Raw genomic sequence first — 16,197 nt, 5'->3', positions numbered from 1 at the left:
CTGGTTAGTTCGAGCGGCGGGGAAGCTCTCGGAGCCAGGTGGTCATGGCGCGCGCCAGCGCGGCGTCGGGCACCAGCGAGCGCTCGCGCAGCAGGCTGAAGGCGGCGAGCTGCACGCACGGGCGCAACCGCAGGAACTCGGGCGAGCAGGTGCTGCGCCCCTGGAGCACGGAGGCCAGGCGCGCGGGGGAGACGGCCTCGAGGTCGAAGAGGCGCGGGATGCTGCCCACGCCGAGGTTGGGGAAGGACTGCACGAAGAGGACGCGCGTCACCACCGGGATGGCGTCGGCGCACGCCGAAAGCAGCGCGCGCGAGGCCGAGCGGCGGCGCTCGAGCGGATAGGCGATGCGCCAGTCGCGCTCCCACTCGTCCCACGGCCCGGCGCCGAAGGCGTGGCGGCACCAGTCGAAGCCGAGCAGCGCACGCACGAAGGGGACCGGGTGCGGCTCGCCGGGCTGGATGCGCGTCACCTGCGAGGGCGGCAGCGCCAGGATGTCTCGCATCGTGGCGGCGTGCGCCATGCCCGTCGCGCAGAAGGCCCAGAAGTCGGGGAAGATCTCCGATACCCAGCCAGCGAACTGCGACTGCACCTGACGCGGGGCGCCGGCGCGCGCCAGCGCATCGGCGACGGCGCGCGCGAGCGGCAAGCGCAGCTTGAGGCGCACCTGCACCTCGTGCCCGACCTCGTGGAGCACCGAGGTCAGAGTGTGCTTCTCCTGCAGGCGCGCGTACGGGATCTGGATGAGCGGCAGCGGGTTCACGCCGCCCGCGGGCGTGGGGACGCCCTCGCGGAGCACCGACGCGCCGAAGCCGCGGTCGCAGTTCACCACGGGTGCCTCGACGGCATCGAGCGCGGAGTGCCGGCCGGAGAGCGCGTCGAGCGCCAGCGCGTCGCAGCCCTTGAGCAGCGGCCCGAGCTCGGGCGACAGCCGCTGGGTGAGCACGTCCATCAGGGTGTCAAAGAAGCTGTAGGCGCGGGCCAGCTCGATCTCGGCGCTTCCCAGGCGTCGCGCCATGCGGCGGCGCACCTCGGGACGCGCGGCGTCGGCGAGGTCGTCGACGGCGACGACGCGCACCGGTCGCACGATGCGCTGCGCGGCGTTCGCCAGCTCGAGCTCGATGAGCGTCCACTGCCGCGCGGACAGGTCCGCCTCCGGCGCCAGCGGCACCAGCTTGCGAAGCCCACGCAGCGCGCGAGCTCGGGAGAGCAAGCCCTGGATACGACGGGCTGCGTCCCGCGGACCTCGGACGACCGGCATCCGGGCCTCTACCGCGCCTTGATGATCAATCGCTCGCCGCGCTGCAGGTAGACGACGCGCGTGCGGCCCGCGGGCCGGTCACCGCCCGCCTCACCGCGCGGGCGACGACCACCGAGCGGGGCCGCGCGGCCGCCGTGCTTGCGCCGGACGTTGGCGCGCTGCAGGGCAACTCCGTAGGCGCGGCCGGCGACGCGCGCCGCCTCGGCAGGCCGATCCGAGTCGGCGGTGAGCCCGGCGGCGAGCTCGTGGTAGGCGTCCTTGCCCATGCGAGCGAAATTCGACCACGCCTCGCGGTTCTCGGGACCCTCGGCGGCCTTGGCGGGATCGAAGCCGATGGCCTGCAGCGCCGGCATGATTGCCGCGAATGCGGGGTGCGACGAGAGCGCGCCCATGGCCGCGCCGGCGAGGCTGCCGAGCGCGCCCTTGAGGTTGCCGCGGGCCAGCGCGGTCACGCCCTTGATCACAGAGCCGATGGGCACCTTTTTCTTTGCGTAGTTGAGCCCCTTCTTCACCAGGCTCTTGCCGGCCTTGGAGACGAGCTTTCCGAGGCCGCCAAAGAAGTACTCCCGCTCCATTTCACCGATGATGCGGTCGACCTCCTGCTGCACATCGCTCTCGGACTCCATGTCACGGAGCGACAGCTCGTAGAAGCGCTCGCCGAAGCCGCGCACGTCGGGCTCGACGAGCTCCTGATCGACCTCGTCGTCGGCCTCGGAGTCGAGCTCCAGCTCGCTGTCGAGCTCGCCCTCGTCGCCCTCGTGCTCCTCGTCGCCCTCGAGCTCGCCCTCGAGGCCCTCCAGCTCCTCGTCGGCCTCGGACGCGTACGGATCCTCATTCTCCATCTCCAGCTCGAACTCGAGCTCGGACATGCCACCTCCACGCATCGCTGGCCTCCCGCGCGCGGGTTCTTGTCGAACGGCCCCCGCAGCGCGATGATGGAACAGCATGGAGCGTTCCGCGTCAAGGCGTCCTGAGCGGCGAGTAATCGCTTCGCGCGCGTCAGGGAGAGTGATAGCGTTGCGCGCGTGAGAGAGCGCAGCCGTTTCGAGATCGAGCTGGCCCACCTGGAGATCGAGCCCGAGCGCCAGCAAGGCGAGGGCGAGGGCTGCCCGCGCACCGTCACCATCGGGAATGGGCGCAGGAAGATGAAGATGGTCGTCGGCAAGGTCCGATTCACCAAGGAGGCGAAGACGGACCTGATGGCCGATCGGGGCATCATCGACGGCCCGGACGCCGGCGCCCTTGGGTGGTTGCCGGACGGCAGCGACTTCCTGCTCGGCTACAAGCTGGCGTACAAGGCGCCGCACGACCCATTCCGCTGGAGCAAGCTCAAGGAGCTCGTCGACAGCTGCGAGGACATTGTCATCGACAAGAAGAACGTGGCCACCGACACGTTCGAGGTGCTGAGCATCCAGGGCAAGACGCACAAGATGGTGAAGCTCACGCTGGGGCGCGCCGGTGCTGCGGGGCTGACCCTGGTGCCCGAGAGCGTAGAGCGCGCGATCTTTCCCAAGCTAGCGGACATGATCGTCAGCGCGGACGGCAAGTTCCGCATCTTCTACACGGTGCTGCTCGGCAAGGCGGACACGAGCGCCCTGGCGCACGAGCTCTTCGGTCACACATGGCTGGCCGTGAAGCGCGTGCCGTACAAGCATCGCAAAGCCTCCAGCAAAGCCGCGGTCGCCGCACAGGACACGCTGGACGCCAAGCACGGGATCCTCGATCCGTTCGGTGACCCGTTCGTGGGCACCGCGGATACCTTCATCACCAGCTTCGTCGATCCCGACTCGATGCGCTCCATGCCATCGAAGACGCAGAACGTCGGCAAGACGCAATACAAGGACGCGCTGGCCAAGCTGACGAAGCTCGCCGGCGGCAAGGATCTGAGCGCGACGAAAATCGACGGCACCTGGCAGGCGACGCCGGCCTTCTTCGACACGCTGGATTTCGTCAGCAACAACCACGAGCGCGCCAGCGCGACCGGTACGGTGATCACCCCGTCCAGCATCGAGGCCGACGTGACCGCGCTGTACAAGAAGCTCGCGCCCGTGAAGCAGTATGCCTTCTTGCAGGTGCTGAACGACGTCGCCTCCATCGGAACCAGGCGCTCGAATCTGGCCAGGGCGCTGCTCGGACAGCTCGCGCTACCGCGCGGAATGCAGCCGTTGCAGCCTCCGTCGGTTGCCCCGAGCAGCCCAGCCGGGTTCGGTAGCGCGCCGTCCGGTAGCTCGCCGCCCTGAGTCGGCTGTGGGCGTCGCTCCTGCCTCAGCGCTCGTCGGCGCCGATGTCGATGCGCGCGCCGCCCGTCCGCGGGGCGCCGTCGATGTCGGACGTCCCGCTCTGACCGCCCAGATCGATGCCTGCGTCCACGGCGGGTGAGCCGCTGGTCAGGTGAAGGTCGGACGGGGGCCCGACCAGCCGCGGGTCGACGAACCTCGCGCGCGGGTCGGTGAAGTCGCCTGCCGAGCTGCGGCTCGCGCCGAAGAAGATGTTGTTGTCGACGCGCACGTTCCTGTTGTTGCTGCCGCTGCTCACGTAGTCGTTCCCCGATCTGGCATACAGGATGTTGTTCTGGATGAGCACGCCGTCCGAGTTGTTCTGGAGGATGATCTCGCCGCCGGCGGCCTGGTAGAGGGTGTTGTTGAGCACCGAGATGTTCGCCGCGTTGCCCACGCTGGTCTCGTAGCCGCCGACCATGATGTTGCCCTGGTAGCTCCGCGACACGAAGTTGTTCCGCACCGTGATGTTGCTGGTGGTCCTCCCCCGGTGCTCGCTGGCGACCTCGATCCCGATGTCGCTGTTATCGACCTTGTTCCGTTCGATGACGATGTCTCTGCCGCCGTCGACGTAGATGCCGTCGGCGGCCCGCTCGCCGTCGTAAGCGGGGTTCCGGGCCGAGGTGATGTTGTAGACGATGTTGTCCACGCAGACGCCGTTCCGCGCCTGATCCGAGCCCGCCGGGCCGTGCCCCTCGAAGCCGATGAAGTCGATGCCGATGTTGTCGTTGTCGTGGATCGTGTTGCGCGAGACAACGAAGTTCGTGACGTTGCCGTTGAGGACCAGCGACTCGCTCGATCCGAGCTTGCAGTCCCGGATCTCGTTGCCGTCGATGAGGATGTCCGTCATCGGCGTCGAGGACGTGCCATAGAGGGCGATGCCGTGGGCGTCCTCGGAGCTCTCGATGTGGTGCACGACGTTGTCGCGGATCTCGAGGAAGCTCGAGCTGCCGCTCGCGCCGATCCCGATCGGCGTGTCGGCGCCCTTGAAGTTCTGCACCGTCATGCCGGCGACCCGGATGTAGCTCTTGCTCGAGATGTTGATTCCGACCCCCCTCTTGCCGCTCCCGTCGAGGATCGCGCCTGCCTCGCCCTTCAGGGTGATGCAACCGGCCGCGGCCGTGCCGCTCCTCCTGAAGGAGACGTTCTCGTTGTAGGTGCCCGCCTTCACGAGCACGGTGTCGCCTGCGGCCGCCGCATCGAGGCCGGCCTGGATCGTCCTGTGGTCGCCGCCCGAGCGAGCGACGGTGAGGGTCCTGCCGCTCGATCGCTCACCGCACGGCCCGGGCGCTGCGGCGAGCCCGCCCAGCAGCTCGTCTGCGCCGGACTCGTCCGCGCTGGGTTCCACGGCGCACGCGGGAGAGAGCCCGACGGCGAGCAGCAGGACGCCGGGCGGAGCGAGGCGATGCATCGTTTGCGATGTTCGGTTCTGGCGCGATCGGTTCATGAGTCGTTGTCCTCGATGTGTGGCTCGTCACGTTGAAGTCGCGTTCCCGGCGGGCCGGGAGCTTCGACGCGAGGACATTGCAAGCTGGCGGCCATGCTGCCGGTCGCGAGAGAACGCCGAGGCGGTGGCCGCAAAGGTCCTTCGACGCCTCGGCCCGATCACGAGATCTTGCGCAACGATCGTACAGCTGCGCATCGTGCGGACAGCAGCTCGGCCGGCGAGGCGCCGGATCGCGCAACAATCCAGCGACGCCGGACAGGACGCGACTTCCAGGCGACTTGCGACCTGTCAGCGTGGCGAGAGTGGGCTACTCCGACCCTGGAGTAGGCATCGCTGAGCCGGCACCGGAGGAGCAGGGCCCAGGGGCGCACTCGATCGACAAGGGACTGGGCCTGATCCCGCGCGTCAGAAATTCCGCCATGGATCATCCAGCCGCCGCCCGCCCGCGCTCTGCGCCGCCGGCCATCGCGAGAGGAAGGCCCGGACCTCCTCGGCCAGGCGCGCGGGCGGCGCGATGCCGTCGATGCGCGTCCAGCGCCCCTCCGCCGCGCGGCCGATGAGCGTGATCGGGGTGTGCTGCTCCTTGATGGGCGCGCGTCCGCCGAGCGCATCGAGCACCCGGCCCACGCGCTCGCCGCTGCCCGTCAGGAACACCCAGCCCGGCCGCCGGCCGAACTTCTCCGCATAGCCCTTCAGCCGCTCCGGCGTGTCCGTCGCGGGGTCCAGCGAGATGGAGACGAGCCGCACCTCCCGCTCCAGCGCGTCGCCGAGCTCGGCCTGGAGCCGGCCGAAGATGGCCGTCATCGGCGAGCAGATCGTGGTGCAGGTCGTGAAGACGAAGTTCACCACGAGCACGCGATCCTTCGCGAGCTCGCGGAGACGCACCGGCGCGCCGTCCTGATCCACGAGCTCCTCGTCCGGCACCGCGACGCCCAGCGCCCGGGCCGATCGCACCGCCGCCGCGCCGCCCTGCGCCGGGAGCGGCGGACCCGGATCACCGCCGGCAGCCGCCGGATCGCTCCCGCGGCCGCACGAGGCGGCGGCGAGCGCGCCGGCGAGGAGCAAGGCGTTCGGCACGGAGAGCGAGAGAGATCGCATATCGGCCTCACTGCGGGCATGGCCTCATCGGAGCCCGCGAGGGGGCGCTCGCGTCGAGCGCCTTGGGTTCGAGCGCCATCCTCGGACGAGCGAAGAGCGGGCGCCACGCGGCGCCGCCCTCGATCGTGGGTGATCGAGGGCTGGCCAGCGGACGAGGAGCTTTGTCGCGCGATCCCTTCAGGTCAAGAATCTTCGCCGACCGGCTCACGCCAGAGAGACGAGACAGCCATGTCCCGCCCGTCAGAAATCGACGCAGACGGGCTCGTCGATCCGCAGCACGGACTCCTGGTTGAAGCGTGCCTTGTACTCCTCGCGGATGGCCTCGATGCTGTCCGAGACAGCCTGGCTGCCGTCGTGGAGGAGCATGATCAGCCGGCTGTCCTCGCGGATCAGCTCATCTGTCGTCGCGAGGTACTGGCCGTCGACGTCGAACTGCGTCAGCCCGTCCCTGAAGCGCGGGGTCACGACCGTGTCGACGAACGCCTGCCACTCCTCCTGGGTGACGGGGGGCTCGTCGAACCGATCCAGACCGAAGAAGAGCTCGGTCCGGATCATCGGGTCCCCGCCGTCGCAGGTCATCCCGGGCGCCGGCTGCGCGCTGTCGTCTGCCGCGGCGCTGCCGCAGCCGGCGGTCGCGAGGAGCACGGCGAGGAGGGCGCGCGGGATCGATCGGTCGGGCATGGATGTTTCCTCCGAGGCGCGGGCGCACGGGCGCACGGCGATGTGCGACGTGCGACCGGCAAGCTATCACAGCCGCCGCGACGGATTAGCTCATGTTGTACGCGACCATCGCGATGCCCGCCGCGATCAGGACGATGCCGCCGATCTGCAGCGTCGTGAGGGTCTCGCGCAGGTAGTAGACGGAGAAGACCGAGATGATCAGGAAGCCACCCGAGGACATGATCGGATAGGCGATCGACAGGTTGATGCGCTTGAGCGCCAGGACGTAAAACAGGATGTTCGACGCGAAGAGCACGAGCCCGAGCACGAGGTGGTAGTTCGTCGCGAGCGCCAGCCCCTTCTCGACGAGCGTCAGCCCTTCCATCGGAGGGACGCGCCGCGAGGCGAGCTTCATGAGGATGTTCGCGGTCGCGTTGAAGACGAGGGCGATGATGAGGAAGAGGTAACCTTGAGCCATGTCTGCTGTGCGACGAGCGCCGGCGCCCCGGAGGGCTCGTCCTTCCCGGGAGACCTCTGGCGCAGCGGGCGGCATGGATCAACCGTGAAGCGCGCGCCTTCCTCGCGCCTCGCGCAACGCTCGGTGAAGCTTCGCCGGCGAGCCCAGGTGAAATCGCCGTGGCCGGCCGCCTGCCTCGGTGCGAGACTGCCGCGCGCCATGAGCTGCGAGGGGGGGGTGGAGATGTCGTTTGCGCCGACGATCGCCGCGGTGGGGACGGCGCTGCCGCCGCACTACGCGACGCAGGAGGAGACGTGCGCGGGGCTGCGCCGGCTCTGGGCCGGCAAGGGCGACGCGCTCGCGCTCGTCGAGCGGGTCCGGCGGTCGATCGAGGTGCGGGGGCGGCACCTCGCGCTGCCGCTCGAGGCCTACTACGCGGCCTCGACGTTCGCCGAGCAGAACCGCCGCTGGAACGCGTGCGCGCTGGAGCTCGGGGAGCGCGCCTGTCGCGCCGCGCTCGAGCGGGCGGGGCTCGGGCCCGAGGACATCGATCACATCGTCTTCGTCTCGGTCACCGGCATCTCGGCGCCGAGCCTGGACGCGCGGCTCGTCAACCGGCTCGGCTTCCGGCGCGACATCAAGCGCACGCCGATCTTCGGCCTCGGGTGCGTGGCCGGCGTGGCCGGCGTCGGGCGCGTCACCGACACGCTGCGCGCCTTCCCGGGGCACACGTCCCTGCTGCTGTCGGTCGAGCTCTGCTCGCTCACGCTGCAGCACGACGACACCTCGGCGGCGAACGTGATCGCCGCGCAGCTCTTCGCCGACGGCGCCGCCGCCGTCGTGGTGCGCGGCGCGCAGGCCGCCCGCGAGGCCGGCCGGCCGGCCGGGGCGGCGGTGCTCGACGCGCAGGCCGTCTTCTACCCCGAGACAGAGCGCATCATGGGGTGGGACGTCGTCGACACCGGCTTCCGGGTCGTCCTCTCCGCCGGCGTCCCGGCGCTCGTGCGCGAGCACGTGCGGCGCGACGTCGACGCGTTCCTCGCGCGGCACCGCCTGTCGCGGGGCGACATCCGCCACTGGATCGTCCACACGGGCGGGCCGAAGGTGCTCGAGGCCATCACCGAGACGCTCGAGCTGCCCGAGGACGCGCTCGCCCGCTCGTGGCGCTCGCTGCGCGAGCTCGGCAACGTGTCCTCCGCGTCGGTGCTGTTCGTGCTGCGCGACGTCCTCGACGAGGCGAGCGCCCGGCCCGGCGACTACGGCGTGATGATGGCGTTCGGCCCGGGCTTCTGCTCGGAGATCGCGCTGCTGCGATGGTGACCTCGGAGCTCCTCTACCTCGGCTTCCTGGGCGCCGTGTCGCTCGAGCGGCTGGCCGAGCTCTTCATCTCGCGCCGCAACGCGCGGCGCGCCTTCGCGAAGGGCGGCGTCGAGGTCGGGCAGGGGCACTTCCGGGTCATGGCGCTGATGCACACCGCCTTCCTCGCGGTGTGCGCGCTCGAGGTCGGCGCGCTCGACCGGCCGTTCCCTGGGCTCGTCGGCCTCGCGGCGCTCGCCGCCGCGCTGCTCGCGCAGGCGATGCGGTACTGGGTCATCGCCACGCTCGGGGAGCAGTGGAACGTGCGGATCATCGTCGTGCCCGGCGCGGCGCCGGTCTCCGGCGGGCCGTACCGTTATCTGCGCCACCCGAACTACGCGGCCGTGATCGTCGAGATGGTCGCGATCCCGATGATCCACGGCGCGTGGCTGACCGCGCTCGTCTTCAGCGCGCTCAACGCGGCCGTGCTCCACGTGCGCATCCGCGCCGAGGAGGAGGCGCTCGGGCCCTCGTACGCGGCGCGGATGGGCGGCCTGCCGCGGCTCGTTCCGGGCCGCCGCCCTGCACCGGAGCGCCCCTCGGCGCCGTGATCGCGCGGTGCGACATCGCGGTGGTCGGCGGGGGGCCGGCGGGCCTCGCCGTCGCGATCGGCTGCGCGCTGCGGGGCCATGACGTGCTCGTCCTGGAGCAGTCCACGTGGCCGATCGACAAGGCGTGCGGCGAGGGCGTGATGCCGGAGGGCTGCCGCGCGCTCGCGGAGCTCGGCGTCCTGTCCGAGCTCGATCCGGCCGAGCGAGCGCCCATCGAGGGCATCCGGTATCTGCGCGCGGACGGCCTGCGCGTCGAGGCGCCGCTGCCGGCGCCCGGGGGGCTCGGCGTGCGCCGCACGGCGCTGTCCGCGGCGCTCTCGGCGCGGGCGCGCGCTGCCGGCGCGCGGCTCGCTGCGGGCGAGACGCTGCTCGATGTCGAGCGGACGGCGGACGGCGCGCGGCTCACCACGCGGCGGCGCGTCGTGGAGGCGCGGTACGTCGTCGGCGCCGACGGGCTCGGCTCGCGCGTGCGCCGCGCGCTCGGCTGGGACGCGCCGCCCTCGGGGCCGCGCCGGCTCGGCCTGCGCCAGCACTTCCGGTGCGCGCCGTGGTCGTCGTTCGTCGAGGTGCACCTCGGCGACGGGGTCGAGGCGTACGTGACGCCCGCGGGCCCGCAGCGCGTCGGGGTGGCGTTCCTGTGGGACGGCGCTCGCCTCGAGGGTCGCGCGTCGACCGAGCGCCTCGTGCGCCGCTTCCCGGCGCTGGCCGAGCGGGTCGCGGGCGCGCCTGTCGACTCGACGGCGCGGGGCAGCGGCCCGCTCGAGCGGGCGTCTTCGCGGCTCCACGACGACCGCTTCGTGCTTGTCGGCGACGCGGCGGGCTACATCGACGCCATCACCGGCGAGGGGATCTCGCTCGCGCTCGTCGGCGCGGCGGCGCTGTCGACCGCCCTCGACGCGGCCCTGCGCGGCGGCGGCGCGGCCCCGCTCGCCGCCTATGCCCGCGTGTTCCGGCAGGCCTTCCTGCGTTACGCGGTGGCGACGCGCGCGGTGCTCTTCATCGCGCGGCGCCCGCGCCTCCGTGACGGCCTCCTGTCCGCGCTCGCGCTCGCGCCCGGGCTCTTCCGGCACGCGGTCGGCGCGGTCCTGCGCCCGCGCGCTCCGGCGGGGCCCGGCGGGCGCCTTGTGGGACCAGGACCGCTCGGATAGGCTCCCGCCGCTCAGCGCCCCGGCGCGTGGAGGATGGATCCGGATGATCCGGCGAGAAGGAGCCTGCCAAGTGCAATTGCCTGCTTTGGGTGTCGCAGAGGTGAGCGTGAAGGAAAGCGCCGGGGTCTCCCCTTCCCTCCCCGTCCGGACCGCTCGTGTTGCGCGCCGGCTTGCCGCGCTGCTCGCGCCCGCGCTCCTCGTCGGGTGCGGTTACACCGAGTTCGAGATGCAGGCCCAGCTGGACCGGTCCGAGCGCCTTCAGCGCGAGCTGCAGACCACCCAGCAGCGCGTTCGCCGGCTGGAAGACGACGCCGCGCGCGGGGGCGCTGCGGGGGTGTCGGCGGAAGATCCGCTGGGCGCGGAGGGCCTCGAGCTCGGCGCCGCGCCGGGCGCGCCGCGCGGAGAGCCGACCGGGGCTCGCCCGCCGTCCGAGCGCGACAGCGGTGTCCTGAGGGCGTTCCTCCCGGTCGCCGCCGGGGAGGTCACGGTCGCGCCGCGCGACGGCCGCGTGGTCATCTCGATCCCGACGCGGGTCCTGTTCAAGGGGAACCGCGACGCGTTCTCCCCGGCGGGAGAGAAGATCCTGCGGGACATCGCCGCGATCATCCGCAGCAACGAGCCGCTCAAGGGCCTCGACTACCAGGTCGTCGGCCACACGGCGAGCGGCACGCCGGGCGTGGCGTGGCGCAACGGCTGGGATGTGACGGTCGCGCAAGCGCGCGCCGTGCTGCTCTTCCTCGCGCAGCCCAAGGAGGCCGGCCTGCCGGTCGCGCGCTTGAGCCTGGCGAGCTTCGCCGACCTTCCGCCGGCCGACGCGGGCGGCGGTGCCCCCGCGCAGCCGCAGGATGCGCGCCTGGAGATCGTCGTGGAGGGGACGGCGCAGATCTCGGAGAGCCCGGCCGGAGAGGCTCGTCCGGCCGGAGAGGCCCGCCCCGCCGGAGAGGCCCGCCCCGCCGGAGAGGCCCGCCCCGCCGGCGTGAAGAGCGGGGAAGATACGTATCCCTGAAAGCGAGCCGCGGGCGGTCGTCCGCGGCGAGCCCGTCACGCGCCCCGCAGCGCCTCGACCCTTCTCCTGAGCGCCGCTGCGTCCCCGAGCTCGCCCAGCACCGCGCGCACCGCGTCCGGCGCGGCGGCCGCCACGGTGTCGTGGATCCGCGCCCGTAGCCGCCGGCCGCTCGCCACCAGGTAGGCGGCCGCGAGCGCCGCGGCCACTTCCCTGTCGGCGCCGCCGCGCTGGAGGAGCGAACCGGCCAGCCCGCAGAGCGCCTCGACCGCCTTGGCCACCTGGGCGCCGTAGATGGGGTGCGCCGAGTCGATGCCCTGCTCGTGGCACGCCGCGAGGCACAGCGCCGTGCTGGTGAGCCGGCCGAGATCGGTCGACTCGCCGCGCTCCCAGAGCCCGGACGCGAGCTGCTCCTCGAAGACGCGCCCCGGGCCGGCTCCCTGCGGCTCGGCCCCTCCGGAGGCGGCGCTCGGCGCCGGCGCCGGGGGCGCTCCCGGCCCGGACCCGTGCTGCGGTCCCCCGGGTCGACCCCCTGCGACGGCGCCCGCGGGGGCCGCGGCGCCCGCCGATCCGGCCGCGGCGCTCGGCTGGAAGAGCTGCTTGGCGCGCGACAGCAGGCCGCCGCGGGCGGCCGGCGCCGACTCGATGGCGTCGATCGGCCGGTCGTGGACCGCCATCGGAGCGGGCGCGACGGCCCTGGCCCTCATGACGGCAGGACCGCCCAACCTCGGACCGCCGCTGCTCCTCGGCATCGCGGCGAACGCGGCGGCCGGACCTGCCGGGCCGCGGCGGCTGGACATCCCCCACCCCGCCGGAGCGCTCACCGGCACCGGCCTCGCCTCGGGCTGCCCGTGGGCTCGCCGGTCGCCCGTCCGCCGCTCGATCACCACGAACGACGCGTGCTTCGAGGCGACCCGGTGCCGGACCGCGAGGTCCACGATGCGCTTGCGCATCGCCTCGGCGCGCTTGCCGGACAGCCCTCGCTCCGACGCCTCGAGCTCCCGCACCCGCGCGCCCGCCCACAGCGCCTCGAGCCCGGGCCGCGACGCCTCCGCCGCGAGCTCGACCGGCACCTCGAGGTGGAAGCGCTCTCCGCGCAGGCTCCCGCGCAGCGCCACGCGCCCCATCCCCGGCTGCCCGTAGCGGCCGTGGAGCACCCACGGCTCGCCGTCGACGAGCGCCGGGAGCTCGGCCGGCGCGAGCTCGCCGACGTCGACGCCCTCGAAGCGCGCCTCGAGCCCGGTGACCCGGATCGCCGTCGCCCGCGCGAACTGCGCCGTCACCTTCTCGTCGATGCGCTCGCCCGGGTGGATGAGCTCCGCGGCGCCCTGCGTCCGGCGCGCGAGGTCGTTCACGAGCAGATCGCTCACGTTCGTCCCGATCCCGAACGTGTAGACGCGCACCCCCTTGCCCAGCGCGGCGACCCGATCGACGATCTCGGCTTCATTGCCCACCTGACCGTCCGTCAACAGCACGACCACGCGGTCCCGATCCGTGTCGCCGAGCAGGCCCACGGCGGCGAGCAGCGGCTTCAGCATCTCCGTCCCGCCGGACGCGACGAGGCCCTCGACGAACGCGTCGGCGGCCTCGAGGGTCCGCTGCGTGAACGGGGCGAGCGACGGCTGCATGGCCCGGAAATCGTTGGAGAAAGCGATCACCCCGAACCGGTCTCCCTCGGCGAGGTGGCGGAGGCACAGGCGGAGCGCGCGCTTCGCCTGGTCGATCGACTCGCCCTCCATCGAGCCCGACACATCGACGACGAACACGACGTCGCGCCGGGCGGACGACCGCTGCGCGTCGAACAGGTCCGGCACCACGGTGAGGGCGAAGGTCCCCTCCCGGCCGGCGGCCCTGTCGCAGACCAGGCCCGCCTGCACACCCGGCGCGCCCGCGGCGATCAGCACGATGTCCCGATCGAGCGCGGCCTTGTCGCTCCGGAGCGACACGCGCTGTCGCCCCCCCTCCTCGCGGCGCACGGCGAGCGCGTGCGAGGGGCTCTCGATCGCGACGTCGCGCCCGAGATCGAAGACGATGTCCACGGTGATGCCGTAGTCGACCCGCGCGATCTCGGGGGAGATGCGGTCGGCGTCGGGCACCTCGTCCGTCGGCTCGTGGACGCCGTGCGCGGTCCGCTCGCCCCCGGTCGCGCCGGGGATGTAGCGGGGCGCGACGAGGGTCGGGATCATGAGCCGCAGCGCCCCCTCGTCGGCCTTCAGCGGCTGCACGAACGCGACCTCGACGACCGTCTCCTCTCCGGGCAGGAGGTTGCCGACGCTGGCCGTGAACACGTTGCGCCGCTCCTCGTCGAGCAGCGCCACGCCGTGGCCTGTGGCGATGGCCTCATCGTAGGCCTGGAACGCCTCTTCCCGCTCCTTGACCTCCCCCTCGAGCCTGCGGCCGGCGCACTCCATGGCGAAGCCCGCGATGCTCGCCTCGCTGGGCAGCGGGAAGGTGTAGATCGCCTCGATCGGCCGGCGCTCCTCGTTCCGGTAGCGTTGTCGCACCACGAGCCGCGCCACCCCGCCGAACACCTCCCCCGAGAGGGAGACGCCGAGCAGCGGGACCGGGTGGCCCTCCGAGGAGCGTAGACACGACATCGGCGTCGTCGCCGGGCGCGAGGGATCGGTGGACGGAATCATCGCGAGCCTTTCGGGGCAGGGGTTGCGTAACGAGACTCGATGTCGCGGGCGATGCGTCGCGAGGGCTCGGGCGCGTCGCTCCGCACGTGGAGCTCCACCCCGTCGGCGATCTCGACCCGCTCCCAGCGCCCGCCGCGCGGCGCTCCGGCGGCGGGGGGCTCTGCCGCGGCCGCCGCCGCCGGACCGGCGCAGCGAGCCGCCTGCGCGGCGGGCGGCCCCCCCGCGGCGAGCCGCTCGATCTCGTCCAGGCCGGCGCCAGCGAGGCGCGCCTGGATCTCCTCGAGCGGCAGGTGCGCCTGCTGGAGGACCTTGATGGCGCGGAGCCGGGCGAGGTGCTCTCGCCCGTAGGCGGTGTCCTTCCCGCGGAACTCGGGGGCCGGCAGGAGGCCGCGCTGCACGTAATACCGCACCGTGCGCGGCGCCACGGCCGCCTCGCCCGCGAGCTCGTCGAGCTTGTACGTCGTCACGGGGAGCATCCTGGATCGCGACACTAAAACTGTCAAGTAGACACTCGCCTCGATAGAGAGCCCGTCGAGAGAGCTGCTTTTCGTCGGACGGCGTCCTGCGCGTCGGTGGACAGCATCGGAAACCTGTGAGCATCTGACAATTCCGGGCGTACCCCGATCTCCCTGTGAAGGACCTGGTGCGTGACGGCATCAAGGGTCCTGGGGTGGAGTGAATGAGGAGGACCGCGGCTCACATGAAGCTCACGAAATTTGCGCTCTTTGGGATGATCGCTCTCGCCGGGTGCGTAGGGGAGGAGGAAGGAAAGGAGGAGCAGACCGGGCAGATCGAGCTGAACCTGATCGGCTCGGCGGCCTCTGGCAACGCGTACCGCCTGCGCGACGGGATCGTGATGGTCCAGGGCCCTCAGGACACGATCTTCTTCGATACCGAGGACGACCCGAACCGGTTTCGCCTGAGCGCGGCCGTCCCGCCCGGCGGTTATTACACGTTTCTGCAGGAGGGTTGGCGGCTCGAGCGCCTGAACCTGGACAGCTCGATCGAGCCGGTGGAGGCGCAGCTCCTCTCGCCGAACCCCGTCTGGTTCGACGTGTTCGCGAACCAGAACACGACCGTCGCGCTGCGCTTCCGGGTCGGGGCGGACGACGTGGTGCTCGACCAGGGCTCGTTCGACATCGTGATCGAGGTCGAGGAGGAGCAGGGGCCCGCCGAGTCGGTGCTGTGCACGGACGACAGCGAGTGCGGGGCGGGCGAGACGTGCTGCCTTGCGGGCTTCATGGGCACCTGCACGGGCCTCGGGCCGGGCGAGACGTGCCCGCTGCCCGACCTGACGGTCTCCGCGGACGAGGCGCAGCTCAGCCTGAGCATCGGCCACGAGGCCTTCCCGGCGGACAGCTGCGCGATCGTGGAGGGCTGCGTGGGCGGGGCGGGCGATCGTCGCCTGATGCGCTTCTCGACGGAGACGCCGAACGTCGGCGGGGCGGACCTGATCCTCGGCGATCCGACGCTCGTCGAGGGCTTCGAGTTCTCCTCGTGCCATGGCCACTATCATTTCGAGGGGTACGCCCGGTACGAGCTCCTCGACGGGACCGGCGCGGTCGTCGCGACCGGCCACAAGCAGGCGTTCTGCCTGCTCGACAGCTCGCCCGTGGGCATCCCGGGGTCGCCGACGACGCCGCGCTATCACTGCGGCTTCCAGGGCATCCAGCGCGGCTGGAGCGACATCTACGGCGCCGGCCTCGACTGCCAGTGGGTCGACATCACCGGCGTGGTCCCGGGGGACTATGACCTCCGCATCACGATCAACGCCGATCGCACGCTGCCGGAGAGCGATTACGGCAACAACACGATCGAGGTCCCCGTGACCATCCCGGAGGATGTCCCGGCGGTCCCCGGGGATCCGCTCGCGGCCTGCTCCTCTCCGGTGGGCGGCGAGGGGCGCGACTGCGGCTGGTCGATCGCGCCCGGCCACGAGGGCGTGGCGTGCGCCCCTGGCGCGCCGATCACCGTGGGCTGCGGCTGCCCTGCCGGCACCTGCGGGGGCGACCCGATGCTCCGGGTGTGCGACGGCGCGTCCGGGTGCGCCGCCCTCGAGGCCCTGGCCTCGGTGGATGACGCGTGCGGTTACTGCCCGCAGGCGTCGTTCGTGTGTCCGGAGAGCGGCGTCTACACGGTGCTCGTCGCGTCGTTCGACCCGTTCTCGTCCTTCACGTGCGACGTCTCCGCCCCGTAGGCAGCGACCTTCGCGCGGTCCATCGCCTTCCTCACGGTCTGCCCGCGCGCGTGCTACGAGAGCGGCGCGCGGGCGGCAGTGCGCTCGCGGAGCGGCGCGAGAGCCGC

At 72.1% G+C, this 16,197-nt stretch carries 14 protein-coding genes; 6 read left to right on the top strand and 8 right to left on the bottom strand.

Features of this window, described 5'->3' with window-relative positions; all coding sequences use genetic code 11:
- Positions 1–4 precede the first annotated feature (4 nt).
- Both WME75_RS10960 and WME75_RS10955 read right to left on the bottom strand, forming a co-directional pair.
- Positions 5–1,168, bottom strand: a complete 1,164-nt coding sequence (locus tag WME75_RS10960; RefSeq protein ID WP_437489551.1) for a hypothetical protein — start codon at positions 1,166–1,168, stop codon at positions 5–7.
- Between the two features lie 98 nt (positions 1,169–1,266).
- A complete protein-coding gene (locus tag WME75_RS10955; protein WP_437489549.1) occupies positions 1,267–2,127 on the bottom strand; it encodes a hypothetical protein in 861 nt (286 codons plus the stop codon).
- Positions 2,128–2,409: 282 nt separating this feature from the next.
- On the opposite strand from WME75_RS10955, the gene WME75_RS10950 reads away from it, so the two are divergent.
- Positions 2,410–3,498: a hypothetical protein gene (locus tag WME75_RS10950; protein ID WP_437489546.1), complete on the top strand. Its 1,089-nt coding sequence runs from the start codon at positions 2,410–2,412 to the stop codon at positions 3,496–3,498.
- A gap of 25 nt (positions 3,499–3,523) precedes the next feature.
- Here WME75_RS10950 and WME75_RS10945 read toward each other — a convergent pair whose 3' ends face one another.
- The 4 genes from WME75_RS10945 to WME75_RS10930 all read right to left on the bottom strand — a co-directional run bounded on the left by WME75_RS10945 (position 3,524) and on the right by WME75_RS10930 (position 7,217).
- Positions 3,524–4,945: a right-handed parallel beta-helix repeat-containing protein gene (locus WME75_RS10945; RefSeq protein WP_437489543.1), complete on the bottom strand. Its 1,422-nt coding sequence runs from the start codon at positions 4,943–4,945 to the stop codon at positions 3,524–3,526.
- A gap of 441 nt (positions 4,946–5,386) precedes the next feature.
- Positions 5,387–6,079, bottom strand: a complete 693-nt coding sequence (locus WME75_RS10940; RefSeq protein ID WP_437489541.1) for an SCO family protein — start codon at positions 6,077–6,079, stop codon at positions 5,387–5,389.
- 240 nt (positions 6,080–6,319) lie between these two features.
- Positions 6,320–6,760 (bottom strand): DUF3574 domain-containing protein, encoded by a 441-nt coding sequence (locus tag WME75_RS10935; RefSeq protein ID WP_437489538.1) that lies wholly within the window; start codon positions 6,758–6,760, stop codon positions 6,320–6,322.
- Positions 6,761–6,845: 85 nt separating this feature from the next.
- Entirely contained in the window at positions 6,846–7,217 is a 372-nt protein-coding gene (locus WME75_RS10930) for a DMT family transporter (RefSeq protein ID WP_437489535.1), read from the bottom strand.
- A gap of 198 nt (positions 7,218–7,415) precedes the next feature.
- Between WME75_RS10930 and WME75_RS10925 the strand changes: the two genes are divergently transcribed.
- From WME75_RS10925 to WME75_RS10910, 4 genes are all read left to right on the top strand, one after another.
- The gene (locus WME75_RS10925) at positions 7,416–8,516 is read left to right on the top strand and encodes a type III polyketide synthase (RefSeq protein WP_437489533.1); all 1,101 of its coding nucleotides are present in this window, start codon (positions 7,416–7,418) and stop codon (positions 8,514–8,516) included.
- A complete protein-coding gene (locus WME75_RS10920; protein WP_437489530.1) occupies positions 8,510–9,103 on the top strand; it encodes an isoprenylcysteine carboxyl methyltransferase family protein in 594 nt (197 codons plus the stop codon). The genes WME75_RS10925 and WME75_RS10920 overlap by 7 nt, the downstream gene beginning before the upstream one ends.
- Positions 9,100–10,251, top strand: a complete 1,152-nt coding sequence (locus WME75_RS10915) for an NAD(P)/FAD-dependent oxidoreductase (protein ID WP_437489527.1) — start codon at positions 9,100–9,102, stop codon at positions 10,249–10,251. The genes WME75_RS10920 and WME75_RS10915 overlap by 4 nt, the downstream gene beginning before the upstream one ends.
- A gap of 106 nt (positions 10,252–10,357) precedes the next feature.
- Positions 10,358–11,257 carry an OmpA/MotB family protein gene (locus WME75_RS10910; protein ID WP_437489524.1) on the top strand — a complete coding sequence of 300 codons (900 nt, stop codon included), beginning with the start codon at positions 10,358–10,360 and terminating at the stop codon, positions 11,255–11,257.
- A gap of 35 nt (positions 11,258–11,292) precedes the next feature.
- Here WME75_RS10910 and WME75_RS10905 read toward each other — a convergent pair whose 3' ends face one another.
- Both WME75_RS10905 and WME75_RS10900 read right to left on the bottom strand, forming a co-directional pair.
- Positions 11,293–13,893 (bottom strand): VIT domain-containing protein, encoded by a 2,601-nt coding sequence (locus tag WME75_RS10905; RefSeq protein WP_437489521.1) that lies wholly within the window; start codon positions 13,891–13,893, stop codon positions 11,293–11,295.
- A complete protein-coding gene (locus WME75_RS10900) occupies positions 13,890–14,369 on the bottom strand; it encodes a helix-turn-helix domain-containing protein (RefSeq protein ID WP_437494787.1) in 480 nt (159 codons plus the stop codon). The genes WME75_RS10905 and WME75_RS10900 overlap by 4 nt, the downstream gene beginning before the upstream one ends.
- A 224-nt stretch (positions 14,370–14,593) precedes the next feature.
- On the opposite strand from WME75_RS10900, the gene WME75_RS10895 reads away from it, so the two are divergent.
- Positions 14,594–16,090: a lysyl oxidase family protein gene (locus tag WME75_RS10895; RefSeq protein WP_437489518.1), complete on the top strand. Its 1,497-nt coding sequence runs from the start codon at positions 14,594–14,596 to the stop codon at positions 16,088–16,090.
- Positions 16,091–16,197: the final 107 nt, after the last annotated feature.

It is taken from the genome of Sorangium sp. So ce1014 (genome assembly GCF_051521505.1).
Classification (GTDB): domain Bacteria; phylum Myxococcota_A; class Polyangia; order Polyangiales; family Polyangiaceae; genus Sorangium.
The sequence above is the reverse complement of the archived record's forward strand: the minus strand, read 5'-3'. Positions and strand labels throughout refer to the sequence as shown.

Coding starts and splice junctions, on each gene's coding strand:
- WME75_RS10955 (WP_437489549.1), bottom strand. CDS start 2,127: ATGTCCGAGCTCGAGTTCGAGCTGGAGATGGAGAATGAGGATCCGTAC.
- WME75_RS10950 (WP_437489546.1), top strand. CDS start 2,410: ATGGTCGTCGGCAAGGTCCGATTCACCAAGGAGGCGAAGACGGACCTG.
- WME75_RS10945 (WP_437489543.1), bottom strand. CDS start 4,945: ATGCATCGCCTCGCTCCGCCCGGCGTCCTGCTGCTCGCCGTCGGGCTC.
- WME75_RS10940 (WP_437489541.1), bottom strand. CDS start 6,079: ATGCGATCTCTCTCGCTCTCCGTGCCGAACGCCTTGCTCCTCGCCGGC.
- WME75_RS10935 (WP_437489538.1), bottom strand. CDS start 6,760: ATGCCCGACCGATCGATCCCGCGCGCCCTCCTCGCCGTGCTCCTCGCG.
- WME75_RS10930 (WP_437489535.1), bottom strand. CDS start 7,217: ATGGCTCAAGGTTACCTCTTCCTCATCATCGCCCTCGTCTTCAACGCG.
- WME75_RS10925 (WP_437489533.1), top strand. CDS start 7,416: ATGAGCTGCGAGGGGGGGGTGGAGATGTCGTTTGCGCCGACGATCGCC.
- WME75_RS10920 (WP_437489530.1), top strand. CDS start 8,510: ATGGTGACCTCGGAGCTCCTCTACCTCGGCTTCCTGGGCGCCGTGTCG.
- WME75_RS10905 (WP_437489521.1), bottom strand. CDS start 13,893: ATGATTCCGTCCACCGATCCCTCGCGCCCGGCGACGACGCCGATGTCG.
- WME75_RS10900 (WP_437494787.1), bottom strand. CDS start 14,369: ATGCTCCCCGTGACGACGTACAAGCTCGACGAGCTCGCGGGCGAGGCG.
- WME75_RS10895 (WP_437489518.1), top strand. CDS start 14,594: ATGAAGCTCACGAAATTTGCGCTCTTTGGGATGATCGCTCTCGCCGGG.